At 45.0% G+C, this 16,140-nt stretch carries 13 protein-coding genes; 3 read left to right on the top strand and 10 right to left on the bottom strand.

Features of this window, described 5'->3' with window-relative positions; genetic code table 11:
* Positions 1-162: 162 nt before the first annotated feature.
* The 8 genes from parC to ACQCVH_RS12430 all read right to left on the bottom strand — a co-directional run bounded on the left by parC (position 163) and on the right by ACQCVH_RS12430 (position 11,740).
* Positions 163-2,598, bottom strand: a complete 2,436-nt coding sequence (gene parC / locus ACQCVH_RS12395; RefSeq protein ID WP_426835980.1) for a DNA topoisomerase IV subunit A — start codon at positions 2,596-2,598, stop codon at positions 163-165.
* Entirely contained in the window at positions 2,595-4,574 is a 1,980-nt protein-coding gene (gene parE / locus ACQCVH_RS12400) for a DNA topoisomerase IV subunit B (protein WP_426835981.1), read from the bottom strand. Before parE ends, parC begins: the two co-directional genes overlap by 4 nt.
* 350 nt (positions 4,575-4,924) lie before the next feature.
* The gene (locus ACQCVH_RS12405) at positions 4,925-5,338 is read right to left on the bottom strand and encodes a CoA-binding protein (RefSeq protein ID WP_426835982.1); all 414 of its coding nucleotides are present in this window, start codon (positions 5,336-5,338) and stop codon (positions 4,925-4,927) included.
* Positions 5,339-5,547: 209 nt separating this feature from the next.
* Complete coding sequence (locus tag ACQCVH_RS12410) at positions 5,548-6,411, bottom strand: GNAT family N-acetyltransferase (protein WP_426835983.1); 864 nt, start codon at positions 6,409-6,411, stop codon at positions 5,548-5,550.
* 113 nt (positions 6,412-6,524) lie between these two features.
* Complete coding sequence (locus tag ACQCVH_RS12415) at positions 6,525-7,826, bottom strand: purine/pyrimidine permease (RefSeq protein ID WP_426835984.1); 1,302 nt, start codon at positions 7,824-7,826, stop codon at positions 6,525-6,527.
* Positions 7,827-7,922: 96 nt separating this feature from the next.
* Complete coding sequence (locus ACQCVH_RS12420; protein ID WP_426835985.1) at positions 7,923-9,638, bottom strand: glycosyl hydrolase family 18 protein; 1,716 nt, start codon at positions 9,636-9,638, stop codon at positions 7,923-7,925.
* Positions 9,639-9,851: 213 nt separating this feature from the next.
* On the bottom strand, positions 9,852-11,285 hold the full coding sequence (locus ACQCVH_RS12425) for a phospholipase D family protein (RefSeq protein WP_426835986.1): 1,434 nt from the start codon (positions 11,283-11,285) through the stop codon (positions 9,852-9,854).
* Positions 11,286-11,419: 134 nt separating this feature from the next.
* The gene (locus ACQCVH_RS12430; protein ID WP_148975269.1) at positions 11,420-11,740 is read right to left on the bottom strand and encodes a DUF3243 domain-containing protein; all 321 of its coding nucleotides are present in this window, start codon (positions 11,738-11,740) and stop codon (positions 11,420-11,422) included.
* A 195-nt stretch (positions 11,741-11,935) separates the two neighbouring features.
* Between ACQCVH_RS12430 and ACQCVH_RS12435 the strand changes: the two genes are divergently transcribed.
* Positions 11,936-12,415 carry a DinB family protein gene (locus tag ACQCVH_RS12435; RefSeq protein ID WP_426835987.1) on the top strand — a complete coding sequence of 160 codons (480 nt, stop codon included), beginning with the start codon at positions 11,936-11,938 and terminating at the stop codon, positions 12,413-12,415.
* Between the two features lie 58 nt (positions 12,416-12,473).
* Here ACQCVH_RS12435 and ACQCVH_RS12440 read toward each other — a convergent pair whose 3' ends face one another.
* Positions 12,474-12,731, bottom strand: a complete 258-nt coding sequence (locus ACQCVH_RS12440) for a type B 50S ribosomal protein L31 (RefSeq protein ID WP_101547710.1) — start codon at positions 12,729-12,731, stop codon at positions 12,474-12,476.
* Positions 12,732-12,991: 260 nt separating this feature from the next.
* On the opposite strand from ACQCVH_RS12440, the gene plsY reads away from it, so the two are divergent.
* Positions 12,992-13,579 carry a glycerol-3-phosphate 1-O-acyltransferase PlsY gene (plsY, locus tag ACQCVH_RS12445; protein WP_426835988.1) on the top strand — a complete coding sequence of 196 codons (588 nt, stop codon included), beginning with the start codon at positions 12,992-12,994 and terminating at the stop codon, positions 13,577-13,579.
* Positions 13,580-13,896: 317 nt separating this feature from the next.
* Entirely contained in the window at positions 13,897-15,042 is a 1,146-nt protein-coding gene (locus tag ACQCVH_RS12450) for a two-component system sensor histidine kinase NtrB (RefSeq protein ID WP_426835989.1), read from the top strand.
* Between the two features lie 236 nt (positions 15,043-15,278).
* Here ACQCVH_RS12450 and ACQCVH_RS12455 read toward each other — a convergent pair whose 3' ends face one another.
* Entirely contained in the window at positions 15,279-15,869 is a 591-nt protein-coding gene (locus tag ACQCVH_RS12455; RefSeq protein WP_426835990.1) for a GNAT family N-acetyltransferase, read from the bottom strand.
* Between the last annotated feature and the right edge of the window lie 271 nt (positions 15,870-16,140).

Genomic DNA, 16,140 nt, shown 5'->3' on the forward strand with positions numbered 1-16,140 from the left:
CTGGCGGACAAGATGAAAATGCTTTCATGCCCTTGCTGACAGATTAATTAATGTAAACGTAATCTTTATACCCTTATAGTAAAATAGCAAAACAGGCCTTTTTGCCCGCTTTTATTTTTCTTCTCAGCAAAAAGCCCCTGTCTGTTCAACAGGGGCTTATCATTAATCAGCCGTTATCTCAGCTGCTTCTTGCCACATCTTTTTCGCTTTTCCGCTGTCAGATTCGTCAAGGATGAACGATCCGTTTGAATAGCGGTCATTAAAGCGGAGGTCAGAGGCTGTCACTTGCTCGATAACGCCTTTTTCTGATTCGATAAAAATCTTGTCCTGACTTTTTGCCAGCACCATACCGACCACTCTGTGCGGGTTGGCTTTAAGTTCCCGCAGCATAACCAGTCCGCGTTTGGCTCTGGAAGTCTTTTCAAACTCAGCGAGCTTCATCTTTTTGATGGCCCCGCGCTGGGTTGCAATGACAACAGCTTCCTCTTTGACATTGCTGACAAGCTTTCCGCTTACCACATAATCCCCGTCCTTCAGATTAATGCCCTTCACACCGGCGGCACGCGCTCCAACAACGCTGACTTCTTCTTCCGGGAACCACAGGGCATATCCCATAGAAGTTGCGATTATTAGATCCTGCTTGCCATCAGTCAGGAAAACATCTGTTACGATATCGTCATTTTTAAGATTAACGGCCACAAGCGGCTTTGAATATCGCTGTGCTTTATAATTTTTCAGCTCTGATTTCTTCACCATGCCATTCTTTGTGACAAACATTAAATAAGCATCAGTCTCAAAATCTTTAACCGGAATTGCGCCAATGATAGACTCAGTACGGTCTATCGGCACTAGATTGGCGACATGCTGCCCGAGATCTTTCCAGCGAATATCCGGAAGTTCATGGACAGGAAGATACATATAGCTTCCTTTGTCCGTAAAGACTAGCAGGACATCTGTTGTGTTCATATCAAGTTTTGACATAAGCCTGTCAGAATCCTTCATGCCGAAATCCTGTCCGTTTGATGCCGCATAGGAACGCTGGCTTGTCCTTTTGACATAGCCTTCATTTGTAACGGTAACGATCACATCTTCACTGGCAATCAATACTTCAAGATTGATTTTAATCTCTTCGATTTCGGCTTCGATAACAGAACGGCGCGCGTCCGCAAATCTCTTCTTCACATCTTTAAGATCCTTTTTAATCACGCTCAGAAGTTTTTTCTCGCTCTGAAGGATGCTAAGCAGCTCTGCTACCTTTTGGGCAAGCTCTTCCGCTTCTGCCCGCAGCGCCGTAATATCTGTATTGGTCAACCGGTACAGCTGGAGGGATACAATTGCTTCTGCCTGAGGCTCTGTGAAACCGAACTGGCTGATCAGATTATCTTTAGCATCACGTTTATCCTTTGAAGCACGGATTGAGGCGATGACTTCATCAAGTATAGACAGTGCCTTCATAAGGCCTTCCACGATATGCTGGCGGTCCTGCGCCTTTTTCAGCTCATACTGGGACCTCCGTGTAACCACTTCTTTCTGATGTCCGATATAGGCATCAAGCATTTCACGCAGCCCGAGCAGCTTTGGATGGCGGTTTGAAATTGCGACCATATTGAAGTTGTATGGAATTTGAAGATCTGTGTTTTTATAAAGATAGTTTAAGACACCTTCAGCGTCTGCATCCTTCTTGAGCTCAATGACGATCCTCAGGCCTGTCCGGTCGGTTTCATCCCTGACTTCGCTGATGCCTTCAACTTTCCTGTCCATCTTAAGCTCGTCAATCTTCTTGACCAGATTCGCCTTGTTTACTTCAAACGGAATTTCTGTGATGACGATCTGCTGCCTGCCCCCGCGGATGTCTTCAACCTCTGATTTGCCGCGGATGATGATCTTGCCTTTCCCTGTCTCATAGGCCTTCTTGATCCCTTCGGCCCCCTGGATGGTTCCGCCGGTCGGGAAATCCGGCCCTTTGATAACCTCCATAAGCTCATCTACCGTGCAATCCGGCTTGTCCATGCGCATGATGACGCCGTCTATGATCTCCCCAAGATGATGCGGGGGGATTTCAGTAGCATAACCTGCTGAAATCCCTGTCGATCCATTGACCAGCAGGTTCGGGAACATGGCTGGAAGTACAGTCGGTTCACTGGAAGTATCATCAAAGTTCGGGATGAAGTCGACTGTTTGCTTTTCAATATCCCGCAGAAGCTCTGATGAAATTGCCGACAGCCTTGCTTCTGTATAACGCATGGCTGCAGGAGGGTCTCCGTCAATGCTTCCGTTATTTCCGTGCATTTCAACAAGGAAATTTCGTACCTTCCAGTCCTGGCTCATCCGCACCATTGCATCGTATACAGAAGAATCTCCGTGCGGATGATAATTGCCGATAACATTCCCTACCGTCTTGGCAGATTTCCTGAAGCCCTTTTCATTTGTATTGCCTTCTACATGCATCGCATACAGAATACGCCGCTGTACAGGCTTCAGACCATCCCTGACATCCGGGAGGGCCCTGTCCTGGATAATATACTTGCTGTAACGCCCAAACCGGTCGCCGAGAACATCCTCTAGCGGAAGATCCCTGAATTTTTCAGAAGAACTCATAGATCAGACGCCTCCTCTGCAACCGAGATGTTCTCATTTTCAAGGATGCTCCCATCCTCTTCAAGGCCGAAGGCAACATTTGTTTCAATCCACTTTCTTCTTGGTTCAACCTTATCACCCATCAAGGTCGTAACCCTTCTTTCCGCTCTTGCGGCGTCATCGATCCTGACCCTGATCAGCGTCCTTGATTCCGGATCCATGGTTGTTTCCCACAGCTGGTCTGCATTCATTTCACCAAGTCCTTTGTAGCGCTGAATCATATAGCCTTTGCCGATCTTTTGCATGGCACCCTGCAGCTCATCATCACTCCATGCGTACTCGATCTTTTCTTTTTTCCCTATCCCTTTGCTCACTTTGTACAATGGGGGCAGGGCAATGAAAACCTTGCCTGCTTCAATGAGAGGTTTCATATACCGATAGAAGAACGTAAGCAGCAGCACCTGGATATGTGCGCCATCTGTATCGGCATCAGTCATGATCACAACCTTCTCATAGTTGACATCTTCCACATTGAAATCCGCTCCTACCCCGGCGCCGATGGCATGGATGATCGTGTTGATTTCCTCATTCTTAAAAATGTCCTGAAGCTTTGCCTTTTCGGTATTGATGACTTTACCCCTCAGCGGCAGGACTGCCTGGAACCGCCTGTCACGGCCTTGCTTTGCCGAGCCGCCGGCAGAGTCTCCCTCAACAAGGTACAGTTCATTCTTCTGCGGGTTGCGTGACTGCGCAGGCGTCAGCTTTCCGGAAAGGACCGCTTCCGAACGCTTCCTTTTCTTGCCGCCCCGCGCTTCTTCTCTTGCCTTCCGCGCCGCTTCTCTTGCCTGGTAGGCTTTAATGGCTTTTTTAATGAGCAGGGAGCTTATATTAGGATTTTCTTCAAGGAAATACGACAGATGCTCACTCACGACTGCATCAACGGCTGAACGTGCTTCACTGGTGCCCAGCTTCCCTTTTGTCTGTCCTTCAAACTGCAGGAGCTCTTCAGGCACCCTTACGGAAATGATCGCAGAAAAGCCTTCCCTGATATCGGAGCCGTCCAGATTCTTATCTTTTTCCTTCAGCAGTCCGACTTTGCGTGCGTATTCATTGAAGACCCTTGTCATGGCAGTTTTGCTTCCGGCTTCGTGTGTTCCGCCGTCCTTTGTACGGACATTGTTGACGAAGGAAAGGACATTCTCGGAATATCCGTCATTAAATTGGAAGGCAAAGTCAACTTCTATCTGATTATGCTCTCCTTCGAAGCTGACAACAGGGTGCAGAACGTCTTTTTCCTCATTCAGATACTCTACAAAAGCTTCGATGCCTGTTTCGAAATGGAACAGGTCACGGGCATCGTGCCTTTCATCAATCAGTTCGATTTTCATGCCTTTCATCAGGAATGCGGACTCCCGAAGGCGTTCGCAAAGCGTCTCGTAGTTATAGACAGTCGTTGAAAAAATCGCCGGATCAGGCTTAAAATGGATCACTGTTCCCGACTGGTTCGTTTTTCCGACCTTCTCGAGCGTAGTTGCGGGCTTGCCGCCATTCTCGAACCGCTGCTCATAAACGAACCCGTTTCTCCGGATTTTTACTACGAGCCACTCTGATAGCGCGTTCACGACTGAGGCGCCGACTCCGTGGAGCCCGCCGCTCGTCTTATATCCTCCCTGTCCGAACTTGCCTCCTGCATGGAGCACAGTCAAAATGATTTCAGGAGTCGGTTTGCCGAGCTTATGCATTCCTGTTGGCATGCCCCGGCCTTTATCCTGCACGCTGATGGAGTTATCTTTATGTATTTTGACGATAATATGGTCTCCATAGCCTGCAAGTGCTTCATCCACTGAGTTATCTACTATTTCATATACGAGATGGTGCAAACCTCTCGCATCGGTGCTTCCAATGTACATCCCAGGGCGTTTTCTAACTGCTTCAAGCCCTTCTAGTACCTGTATGGCATCATCATTATAATCAAATGCCTGCTGATTTGTTGCCACAAACATACCCCTTTCATTGCTGCACACAACCGTCTTGCCTTTGTATCTATGTTGTCGAACATCACTATAAGTATTCGCCTTTTCACATGATAATCCTTGTCCCCGGTACAGAAATACCCATATAAGAACAAGTGTTCTATGTTTAAGTTTACCATATTTTTAAAAGACGTCTATGCTTAATTGTATCTATTTATTTGGTTTTGGCAAATGAGTTCTGAATTTTTTAGATTAAGAATTGATGTCAAGGGTGCTGTCAAAGGAGCAGCCGAATCCTTTTTAAGCCTTCTTTCCCGGCAAATGAAAGCACACTAATAGCATATGTATTAGTGTGCTTTAGGTACTTTTTTTCGTCATTTTGTCATTGCATGCTCTACTTTGATACAGCGATCCATAATGACTGTATAGCCTTTTTCCTTCAAAAAGTCATAGGCTTCCTGATTAGCAACACCCAGCTGGGCCCAAAAAACATCGGCATCTATTTCATCAAATTCCCTTGCAAGATCAGGCAGATATTCAGAACGCCTGAAAATATTTACAATATCTATAGGTCCCTCTATTTCCTTCAGTGACCCAACAGCCTTTTCACCAAGGATCTCTTCCTCGCCAGGGTTTACCGGGATGATGGTATAACCTGCATCCTGCATGGCTTTTGATACCATATAAGAGGTCCTGTCCGGATTCCCGCTCAGGCCGACAACAGCAACCTTTTTCGCTTTTTTCAGTATTTTGCCGATTTCTTCCCGGCTCGGATTTTCAATTGACATGATTTCACCACTCCTTATTATTTCATATTCTTTTTATATACGCCAGTATTCCTATAACCTGAAGGGATGAGTCTGAAACCTTTCAGCGGCTTTACGGCATGAATCTGCAATATATGCAGCCGGCTTTATTTCATCATGGATTTACTGCTTTTTATAAGTCTGCTGTTAAACAAGAGTTACACATAAATGAGCTGAATCGGCATGGAACACTAACAGAGCCTTTTATAAAACAGAAGGGTGTTTATTTCTTTAAAATCCATTTTCCTGTAGAGCGAAATGGCATTTTCATTTGCGCTGTCAACGCATAGTTTTATCCTCTCCATCCCGCTTTCCCTCAGCTTCTTGGCCGCCATAAGGATAAGCGTGGCTCCCGTGCCTTTTCTTCTCTCAATAGGGGAAACACCCATAAATTCTATGCTCGCAGCCTTCTCTTCTGAGTCCAGTTCTGCATAGAGATAGCCTGACAATTTGTTATCTTTTATTATGGCAAAAATAAGATGTTCAACATCGAGTTTTTCGAGCATCTCGCTGCCGGAATAATAGGTAGCTGGAAACAGTGAATCATGAAGATGGGTAAAATCGGCAAAGAACTCCTTTGTTAAAAGAGATGGCGCTTCCCCGCCCACTGTATTTTCAAGGGTAAGCTCCATGAACATCTGAGATGAAGCAAGCTTGTAGCCCTTCTTCTCAGCAAGCAATTTGCATCGTTCATTTTTCCGGCCGATAAAGAGATGCCATTGGTTCAGCCTGTCCCCAAAATATTCTTCCGCTAAGGACAGCAGATATGCAGCAGAGTCATCCCAGCTGCCGGGATCTGCAAATGGCCCCCACAATTCTCCGACTCCTCTTTCCAAATCGGCATCCACTCCGAGGAAACCGGTGATTTTTGAGGAGTCCTCTCTAAGAATAAAACAGGCGGAATCTTCATCTTTAGAAAGGTCTGCCAGATCTTCAGCAATATCCGGCGCCTCTGTACCCAAATAGCCAATAAATGAATCCGGCTGGCTGTTCTTTGCCGCCGCGTAATCAGCAAGCTCAAGTATATCCTCTTTCGTCAGCATCGTTTTTAGCATAGAATCAATTCCTTATGTATTTTTGCTATAATTTTATCATTATTCAAAAAATAAAGTCCATAATAGGAAGAAAAAAATGGCAGGTGCCGGATAAGCACCCGCCATCAGGGCTATCAGCGGCTTTCCCCAGTCTGCCGGCCATAAACCTTTTTTGTAATCTGATCGGCTGTTATTGCTATGACAGAACCGAATATTAGTCCATTATTTAAAAATGACGTAATCAGCGGGGAAACCCCTTCAAATGCCTCAGGCGGAACGAACATAGCGCCTACACCTGCAAGGAGGGAAATGCCCGCCACAAGGCGTATCCGGCCCGTATCCTTTTCTTTGTCAAGCTCTCCGAATGCAATGCCTGCCATATTGGCAAACACCACAAAAGTGACAGAATATCCTACAGGAGCCGGCAGTGATGCAAAGAAAGACATCAGGGCAGGGAAAAAGCTTGCTGCCGTGATGATTGCAGCCCCAATTATGAATGGGAGGAGCTTAGTGATCTTTGTCGTAGCAATGAACCCGGCTGAGCCTGAAATCGGCACAGGTCCGATTGCTGAGAAAATACCGCCAAGAAGCTGGTTGACTCCTGACACAAAGCCGGAAGCCTTGAATCGGGGAGAAGGTGTTTTTTCGCCTTCTTTCTTCAGCACCTCGTCTGCTACCCGGATGCTTGCGATCATATTTGTCAGCAAAAGCAGTGTCACAAAGACGGCAGTCACTGTCATTCCTGCATCAAATTTCGGCGGCCCGAAAGCAAACAGCTCCGGCATGGAGATTACCCTGCCTCCCGATATAGACACTTCCTTTGACAGGCCGAAAAGAAAAAACAGCAGCCAGCCGCCAGCAAGGCTGATCAGAATGGAATATTGGCTGACCGTCCTGATCCTGTGTTTGGACAAGTAAAACGCAGCAATGACAAGCGCCAGACAGAAAAAGAACACAGGCATGTCGACGCCATCCTTGCGATAGCCGATTCCGAGCATACCATTAAAAAAGGAACCGCTGAGCTGAAGGATCAGCAGCAGCAGATAGACTCCCGATACAACCGGTGTAAACAGCAGGGCAAGCCGGTCGATGAGCTTAAAGATGCTTAGGAGTATGAAGACAGCGCCTGAGACAAGCATTGTTCCCTCCAATGCCTGGAGAGTTTCACCTGCTGAAGAAAACAATGAGGTGCTGAGCCCTGCGTATATGGCAAACACACCCCACCAAAGACCAGCTGGCCCTTCGTTTATGGGCAGCCTGTGCCCGAAGAAACCCTGAAGGAGGCTGGATATACCCAGTACAAAAATAGTGCGCTGGCCGAGGCCCGCTGCCTCGGCCGGATTCAACCCGAATAGATCGGCAATGGCGATGGGGGCGACAATCGTCCCTGCAACCATGAATGCCATCCACTGCAGCGCTGAAAAACCAACTTTCATGAAAAAGACTCCAATCGTAATGAAATTAAAAAAGAAAATGGCCCTTTTTCGGCCATTTCCTATTATAAAGTATTGAATGCTGTTTTTGGAGACATCTTACTTTTTGGCAGCCTGGCCCTTACCTGGTGAAAGGGCCAGCCATGCTGACTGATCCGCAAAATATCTGGACCAGCTGCCGACACCGGCCAGTCCATGACGATCCGCTATCTCTGCTCTTTTCCTCAAGGACATTTCATCCTCAAGCCAGATTCTATAGGTTGCCTTATCTTTCTCAGAATAATATTCTGCATAGTTTTGCCCGGATGCCTCATCATAAGCCGGCACAGCTCCTGTTTCTTGAAGCCACTCTTTCACTTCCCTCATAGACAGGGCCTTTGAGGAGATGCCGCCTTCATCCTTTTCCTCCCATAGCCTGGCATACAGGGGAACGCCGAGTATAAGCTTTTCTTTCGGCACCACTTCAAGCAATGCCTGAAGATTGCTTTCCACCCAGGGAAGGCTTGCAACACTTCCGGCAACCGGCGAGGTAGCCCAGTGCTCATCGTATGCCATTACTGCTAAATAATCGACCATTCCGGCAAGCTTATCCCTTTCATAAAATGCCGACCAATTCCCGCTTGAAATAAATGTAATATCCATTGAAACCGTCAGTCCTGCTTGATGGAAATAAGGCGTCGCTTCACGTACAAACTGAGTCACAAGCGGTCCATCCTCCTGATTCACATTCTCAATGTCGAGATTGATGCCATCCAGCTTATAAATTTGGCTGTAATGCAGGAGGGAGCGGATAATCTTTTGCCTAGTTTCAAAATCTTTAAATGTCTGATGCGTCAATTCCGGGTCGAATGCATTGGAAAACAGGCCCCATACCTGATAACCCCTTCCATGCGCCCATTTTACATAATCCGCCGAACCGAGGTTTTTTACTGAGCCGTCTGCACCTGCAAGCTCAAACCATGTAGGGGAGACGACATTGACGCCCGGCATCGATGGGATTGCAGCATGATCCGGATTTTTCGAATAAACCGCTTCCCATGTCAGATGGATCGGACCGTCGATCTTCTTCAAATCTGGCTTGTATCCCTCTACTTTGGCAGACACTACTGTTTGGTCTCCTTTAATGACATACTCTTTTTTTATATATCCTGCAGTTCCGTCACTTTTCCTTGCAAAATAGTATTCTCCTTTTTCCTCTTCGATATACAGTTCCTCATTCGCTTCGGCATCAGCTGTATAAGGTGACTGGAGATCAGGATCAGTCCTTAACCGCAGCCTTTCCTTGCTGATGTCCTGATCACGGATGATTGCCTCCAGCACCGTCTCGCCGTCCTTTTGAATCCATATTGCACCTGTGTCTTCAAGCACTGTATAAGCGAGAGGATAATAACGCCTGATTTCATCGAGCGAAATAAAGAGGACGCCTGACTGATTCCTTGCGGCAGGCAGCTGCAGCTCGACAGGCTTGCTGTTCACATAATATGACAAAGCATCCGTCGGCATTTGGACGACCTTGTTTTTGGTAGTCAGAATAATAGACTGAGAACTCTCATCAAACACGATGGAATCGTCCAGCTTTTCCTGGAGCAAAGACAGCGGCAGATAGATGTTTCCGTTATCAGTCCAGGCATTTCCTTCCTGTCTTCCTTCAAAGATGATCGGGTTCTCCCCTGAGAAATACTCTTCTTTAACGGGTGATGCAAAGGGGTAAAGCCAAAACAGGATGCCGGAAATAACAGCCAGCAGCAGGAGAACAACTCCTGCAGCGAGGCCCCTTTTCTTTGCCGGCTTTTGATTAATTTGTATATTGGCCATAAATTGAATTCCTCCCGGATACTATCGTAACGAATCTATGCAGCAAAGGGAAGGACGAATCTTCTAGAATATCCTGCCTGTTTTTTCTTGCAGCACTCTCTAATATTAACGATTGGGAAACGTAAAAAGTTTCAAAGCATTCCACTTGAGGCCACCGCAAAAAACCTTCCGGGCCAAGGCCTGCGGAAGGTTTTTTGCGGTGGCTGGCTGTTACTAATAAGTGGTAAAGCCAAGCATCTTTTGAAGGCTGTATACAATATATCTGAACACAGGAAGCTCTTCCTGGGTACCATAGTCTAGAGTATAGATGCCATCTTCATTCTGCCATATCCTTTTAAAATAGGCATCAGCATCCTTCATGACCTCTGTGTCATTGGGGGCTGCTATCTTAACATCTGTTTCGAGATTCAAATCATCCAGATTCCTTTTTGTAAAATTGGCTGAACCGCCAATCAAAATACTGTCAGTTTTCTTTTGGATGAACATCAGCTTCGGATGGTACTGCTCTTCATCTGTATTGTACCAGCGGATGGAGATATTTTCTTTACCGAGTTTTTCAAGCTCAGAAGCAACCGGAATATTCGGGAGACCGGTCTTTTCCGAGCCAAAGGCATTCTGGTTCGGGTCGAATATGAGATTGACCTGCACTCCGCGGTCTGCCGCTTCCTCCAGGCCGCCGATGACATCCCGCTCGGCAAGATAGAACATGCCAAGCCATATGATGTCTCCTTTCCGGCTTTCATCTATTTCTTGAAGTATATGTTTGAGAATCTTCCCTTCTGTCAAAACCTGCAGGCTGATTGGTCCGCCTTCCTTTGCGTCTTGCTGGTACTTTGGCAGCTGAATATCATAGCCGGAATAATCAATGACAGCCTGTTCTGTTTTAAGCAAATCCACTATGAGACCGCCGCTTCCTTCAAAAGCAATATTCGAATGATAGCCGCTTGCATCATGGGGGTTCCCTGAAGAAACGATGGCTGTTTTCTCAGACACGAAGACCTTGCGGTGATTGGCCTTGATGTTAAGCAGATCAAGATAGGACCGCGCTGTCACATCAGGTGCAGTATTGGCAAGCGGATTGGGCAGCCACCCTTTGCCATCCTGGCCGAACCACTGCAAAAACATCCGCCAGAAACCAGAATAGAGCGGGTTTGAATCACGCAGCGGCTCTAATTTCGTCATGACCACCTCTATGCCGTTCTTCTTCAGCTCCTCCAGTTCAGGTGCTTCATGGGAGCCATATGTAGTATTGATTTTATCTGTAATCACAATAACGGGCATTTCGGGTCTCTGCTTCTTCTTCCTGATCAGCCTGTCAGTTATATTCTGGCTGAGCGGAGGGAACTTCTCCTCCTTGTCGTAATAACCGCTATATAGGAACATATCCATAACGATAAACTCCTCTGCTTCTTCGATCGCCTCCTGCATCCTTTCAAAAATTTCCTGATCATGCTGCCTTTTTCCTTTTTTGTCTTCATACGATAAATCCGTCAGCAGCTGCAAATCCTCAGCCTGATGGACTTTACCTTCATAAGACAACCCCTCGGGCAGCTTTTTATTTGTATGGTAAATGACTGTAATGCTGTATATGATCAAAAGCAGCAGCACAGCCGGAACCCATACTTTTTTCTTTTTTAATGGCCCCATATTTGTTCCTCCCATTTTTCCTGCCAAGCGGATGAATGCCTATATAATAACCGTTTTTCTAAAAATAGAAACCATGCGGCCATCCATAAAAAAGGAACAAAGCATAAATTGCTTTGCTCCTGATTATTTTGAGATTAGCCTACCAGCTTAACCAGCAGATGGGAAAGAGCATGCTGCTCTTCTTCGTTACCGGACTTCCACAGCTCCTGAAGCAGCTTTTCCTCCCTGTTGCGAGGCTCTTCCTTCTTCGCCAGATAGTCGCCTACCTTCTGCGCGGCATTTGCCAGCTGCTCTTCATTCAATCCCATTTTCTTGCCGAGTGAGACCTTGCCTCCTAAATAATCCTTGAAGCCTTCAAAGCTTGATAGAATTTCGTCTTTTTTCTCAGATCCCATGTTATCCAGTTTGTTTTCTACTTTGCTGTTTGTTTCTGCTGAACCATTAGTATGTTCCATTGATAATCTCTCCTTTAAAATAAAGTGATTGCTGCTTCTGTTCTATAGATACCCGGTTTGGTCCAGGCGAAACACTGAAAAGCATATTGAAAGATTCTTGAAATATATTTACAACAAAGCGTATATTTATTGATAGTACGGTCTGGCCGGCATCAGCTTCCGGCTCAGCCTGAAAAAACATAGGGGGGTCCTTATATGGAGCATCTGATTTTCAAGCATATGGAGACGGTAAAGGATATTACAGAAAAATCGCTCAAGCGCATACCAGAGGAAGCAGCTGATTTTATTCCAGACGGCTTCAATAACAGCATCCGCTGGAATTTCGGGCATATTGTCTACATACAGGAAAAAATAGCATTCTTGCTGCTGAAGGAAAAATCAGGACTGCCGGCAACTTATGAAGAGCTTTTCAGTGCTGGCACCAGTCCGCGAACATGGAAGCAGGAGCCGCCGAGCCTGAGGGAAATTGCCGGCATCATGGCTGACCAAAAGGACAGGATCCTCCAATTGATGCCTGGCCGCCTGGAAGAAACGCTGCCAGAGCCTTTCACCAATAAAGCCGGCATAACCTTCCATACAACAGGGGAAGCCTTTCTTTTCAGTTTTTATCATGAAGCTCTCCATATGGAAGCAATTAAAAAGATTTACCAGATCTATAAGAAAGAAAAAGTCTGAGGACTGTGCTTTTATAAGAAAAGCCCGCCAGGCTGGGAAGCCGGCGGGCTGCTGCTTTTTATTTTTCTTTGTTTTCCATATTGTACTTCTTCATGAAACGGTCGACACGGCCGCCTTTATCGGCGAATTTCTGTTTCCCGGTATAAAAGGGATGTGTGTCAGAGCTAACTTCCACCTTTAACAGCGGATAAGTATTGCCGTCTTCCCATTCTATCGTTTCATTCGTCTTTTTCGTAGAGCCGCTTAAAAATTTGTAGCCGCTGTTTACGTCCATAAATACTACCTGCCTGTAATCCGGATGAATATCCTGTCTCATTGCAGTCACCTCTTTTATAAGATAATCTGATTGTAATCGAAACGATTCCGATTATCAATAATAATGCTCAACTCTTATCTATAGATCATTTTCCCGGGTAAAGCATCTATAAACATGGATTAGTACCTGGTGCTAAGTTGTCCTCACATGGTACAATATAAAGACCTGGCTAATCCTCTTTGAATTGATACCAGAACAGACAATCAGATTCCAGTCAAATTACATGGGGAATCGCGGATTTTGAATAAAGGAGAGAAGTTATGACAGCAGGCATTATCATTGTACTGGCTTATTTGCTCGGATCCATTCCTTCAGGGCTCTGGATCGGAAAGGCATTTTACGGGACAGACATCCGCCAGCATGGCAGCGGCAATCTGGGCGGAACTAATACATTCAGGACGCTTGGCGTTAAGGCAGGCATCATCGTTACAAGTGCAGACATATTAAAAGGGACCCTTGCAGCCCTCCTTCCCTATTTCCTTGGATCGGATTTCAATTGGCTCGTGGCAGGCATATTTGCTGTAATTGGCCATATGTATCCAATTTTTGCCGGCTTCCGAGGAGGAAAGGCAGTCGCAACATCCGGAGGAGTACTGCTGGCATGTGCACCGCTTATGTTTGCAGTGATCGTGGTGATTTTCTTCCTCAGTTTATACATAACCAAGTATGTATCCCTTTCATCTATGCTGGCAGCCATTTCGGCGGTGATTTATTCCCTTTTTGTAGGTGAATGGGATCCGCTGCTCACTATAGTTGTGTCCATCCTTGCCTTCTTCGTTATTTACAGGCACAGGGCCAATATTAAACGCATAAAAGATAAAACAGAGCCAAAGATCTCCTGGCTTTAGAACAAAAAATAAACGGCTGTAAAGCCGTTTATTTTTTTCCTCCAGCTCCTTCAGCAAATGCTATACACGCAAATAACATCCCAAAAGATCTGTTCTGCAAAAGAAAAATATTGTGCGTTATTGTAGTGGGCATACCAGTTTTGTATAATAGTATAAAAGTCATAATTATCCATCTTTTCGACTTAAAACTTTCTTTTTTATCAAATTCCGCACATAATACGGAAAAAGATTCATATATTACGGTGTGGCCCCTGACTGCCGGGCGGCTTTAAAAAGACAAAATACGCACACATTACTCGTTTTAAGGAGGGTATATTGTGATACCCGTAAACTCTTTATCTCAAGAATCGTTTCCTTTTCCTTATTTTATTTTAACCCATGATTTATACATCATCTCGGCCTCAGGTAACCAGCAGCATCATTGCCAAAAGCATATTTCGGAACTTCTTGCCGACGGCCGGAATGCGCAGGAGCTCCAGGCATTCCTTTTTGGAAGGAATGCAGAATATCTTGATTTTCATTTTAAAGAAGGCTGGTTCCGCATTTACCGGGCTGATGGACCCGAAAACGAAACGATCCATATATTCTGCTTTCCAATTGAACCATTGGCAGCGGAAATTGAACAAGTGCTGGCAGAATTCGAGGAAAAAGCGGCTGTTTTTTCCAAAGCACTGCAGAAAAAAAAGGAAAAGCTTGTACAGACTGCAGAACAGGTGCAGGAAATGGCAGTCGCCTATGAATTCCAGGCGAATCTCGGAAAGCTGGCTGCCGGCATCGCTCACGAAATCCGCAATCCGCTCACTACAGTCAAGGGCTTCCTCCAGCTGCTTAAGCCGCAGCTCAGGGAGATCGGGAAAGAGGAGTATGCCAGTATTGCATTAGGGGAAATCACCCGGGCAAATGAAATTATCGGCAGTTTCCTGAATGCCAACAAACCTTCCGAGAACAAAATAAAAAAAGTGCATATCAATCAGATTGTCAGAGAAATTGTAATGCTTTACGAAAGCGAAGCTGCTTTAAGGGGAAGCCTGCTTTTATTCGAACCTTCCCCCGATGATCCCACATTGGCGGCTGTTCCCGGTGAGCTGAAGCAGGTGCTTTCCAATCTGTTCAAAAATGCAATGGAAGCTATGACAATAGAGAGCACAGCCGGCTCTGTCCAGGCAAAGGTCGAATGCTGCAGCCAGCATGCTGTTATCACGATTCAGGATAATGGATGCGGCATGCCGGAAGAAACACTGCAAAGGATTTATGAGCCGTTTTATACGACAAAAGAAACCGGCACAGGCATCGGCATGTCGGTCTGCAAGAAAATTGTCGAGGAACTGGGCGGAAGGATTGAAATATCAAGCAGTCCGGGAGAAGGAACAATGGTGAAGCTTATTCTTCCTGCAGATACTGCAGATACTGCAGATACGGATAAAGAGGTGAAGCCGGAAGCTGATTTGGAGAATCTCAAATAAACCCAGCCGCAAATCAAACCGTGAGAATTGCCGGATCAAAATTAAGACTAAATAAAGCGGATGCCTTATGGAGAGAGCAGTTCAGTTGTTGTAAGGAAAATAAAGATAACAAGCTGCAGGTTAAATTATTCAATAGATAGCAAGGAAAAAAGCTCAGAGCATACTGCTCCGAGCTAGTCTTTTTTTATGAACATGTTTCGATTAAAGCTCTCTATAAAAATAATAACAGCAAACACTTATTTAATGTTTTTCCTCCACACTGACTTACTCAATATATAGTGATTATAACGTTCATTTCCTATCGTCAGTTGTCCTTGATAGGTAAATTTACATTTTTCAATTACTTTATTTGATGAGACGTTGTTAATTAAAGCTACTGCGTTAAGGTTCTCTGCATTCGTATTTGTAAACAAATAATCAATCAAACCCGAAGACGCTTTAGTTGCGTAACCTTTACCTTGATATTCATTTGAAATGGCGTACATAATTTCTCTATTTGGTTTAGGAAGCCCATCTTTAATACCCGTACAGCACCATCCAATCAGTTCATTCGTTTCCTTAATAAATACCCCCAGTTTTAAAAAATGGCCTTCAATGCTGCTAGTTTTTTTAAGTGCATCAAGGAATGCTTTATTTGCTGGTATTTCGTAATTGGTGACCCAATCTATCCTTTGTTCCTTGGTTGATTTCCAGTCAGGCAGGAACTTAAATATTTCTGGCTGATTTGATATTCTGTATATATTAATTGCATCATCAATTGAAAACTCTTGAAGATAAATATCTTCACAATCTATTCTAAATAATTCTTCTGACGCCTTTTGCTTCATAACTTTTCCCCTTATAATTCCTATTTTTATTAATCCTTTTAAAAGCAGCCTTAATTCAATAACCTGCTCTTTAATGAAACTTGACCTACTTTTTTGCTGGAAAATATTTTAACATTAAGTTTTTAATCCTCTAGGTCTTTAATAGTAAAAATAACAATGTTACTGAAACCCTAATCAACAGAATGAATATAGCTATTGTCATGCTGATTAGTATGCTATTTCACTTGTTAATCTGGTAATGAAAACAGGAATAACACTTACCTTTCATTAA

Source organism: Bacillus infantis (assembly GCF_050107595.1).
In the GTDB taxonomy this organism is placed as follows: Bacteria; Bacillota; Bacilli; order Bacillales; family Cytobacillaceae; genus Bacillus_AB; species Bacillus_AB infantis_C.

What these genes read in the sequence shown, in the direction of transcription:
- parC (WP_426835980.1), bottom strand. Translation starts at nt 2,598, where the DNA reads ATGAGTTCTTCTGAAAAATTCAGGGATCTTCCGCTAGAGGATGTTCTC.
- ACQCVH_RS12405 (WP_426835982.1), bottom strand. Translation starts at nt 5,338, where the DNA reads ATGTCAATTGAAAATCCGAGCCGGGAAGAAATCGGCAAAATACTGAAA.
- ACQCVH_RS12410 (WP_426835983.1), bottom strand. Translation starts at nt 6,411, where the DNA reads ATGCTAAAAACGATGCTGACGAAAGAGGATATACTTGAGCTTGCTGAT.
- ACQCVH_RS12415 (WP_426835984.1), bottom strand. Translation starts at nt 7,826, where the DNA reads ATGAAAGTTGGTTTTTCAGCGCTGCAGTGGATGGCATTCATGGTTGCA.
- ACQCVH_RS12420 (WP_426835985.1), bottom strand. Translation starts at nt 9,638, where the DNA reads ATGGCCAATATACAAATTAATCAAAAGCCGGCAAAGAAAAGGGGCCTC.
- ACQCVH_RS12425 (WP_426835986.1), bottom strand. Translation starts at nt 11,285, where the DNA reads ATGGGGCCATTAAAAAAGAAAAAAGTATGGGTTCCGGCTGTGCTGCTG.
- ACQCVH_RS12430 (WP_148975269.1), bottom strand. Translation starts at nt 11,740, where the DNA reads ATGGAACATACTAATGGTTCAGCAGAAACAAACAGCAAAGTAGAAAAC.
- ACQCVH_RS12435 (WP_426835987.1), top strand. Translation starts at nt 11,936, where the DNA reads ATGGAGCATCTGATTTTCAAGCATATGGAGACGGTAAAGGATATTACA.
- ACQCVH_RS12440 (WP_101547710.1), bottom strand. Translation starts at nt 12,731, where the DNA reads ATGAGACAGGATATTCATCCGGATTACAGGCAGGTAGTATTTATGGAC.
- plsY (WP_426835988.1), top strand. Translation starts at nt 12,992, where the DNA reads ATGACAGCAGGCATTATCATTGTACTGGCTTATTTGCTCGGATCCATT.
- ACQCVH_RS12455 (WP_426835990.1), bottom strand. Translation starts at nt 15,869, where the DNA reads ATGAAGCAAAAGGCGTCAGAAGAATTATTTAGAATAGATTGTGAAGAT.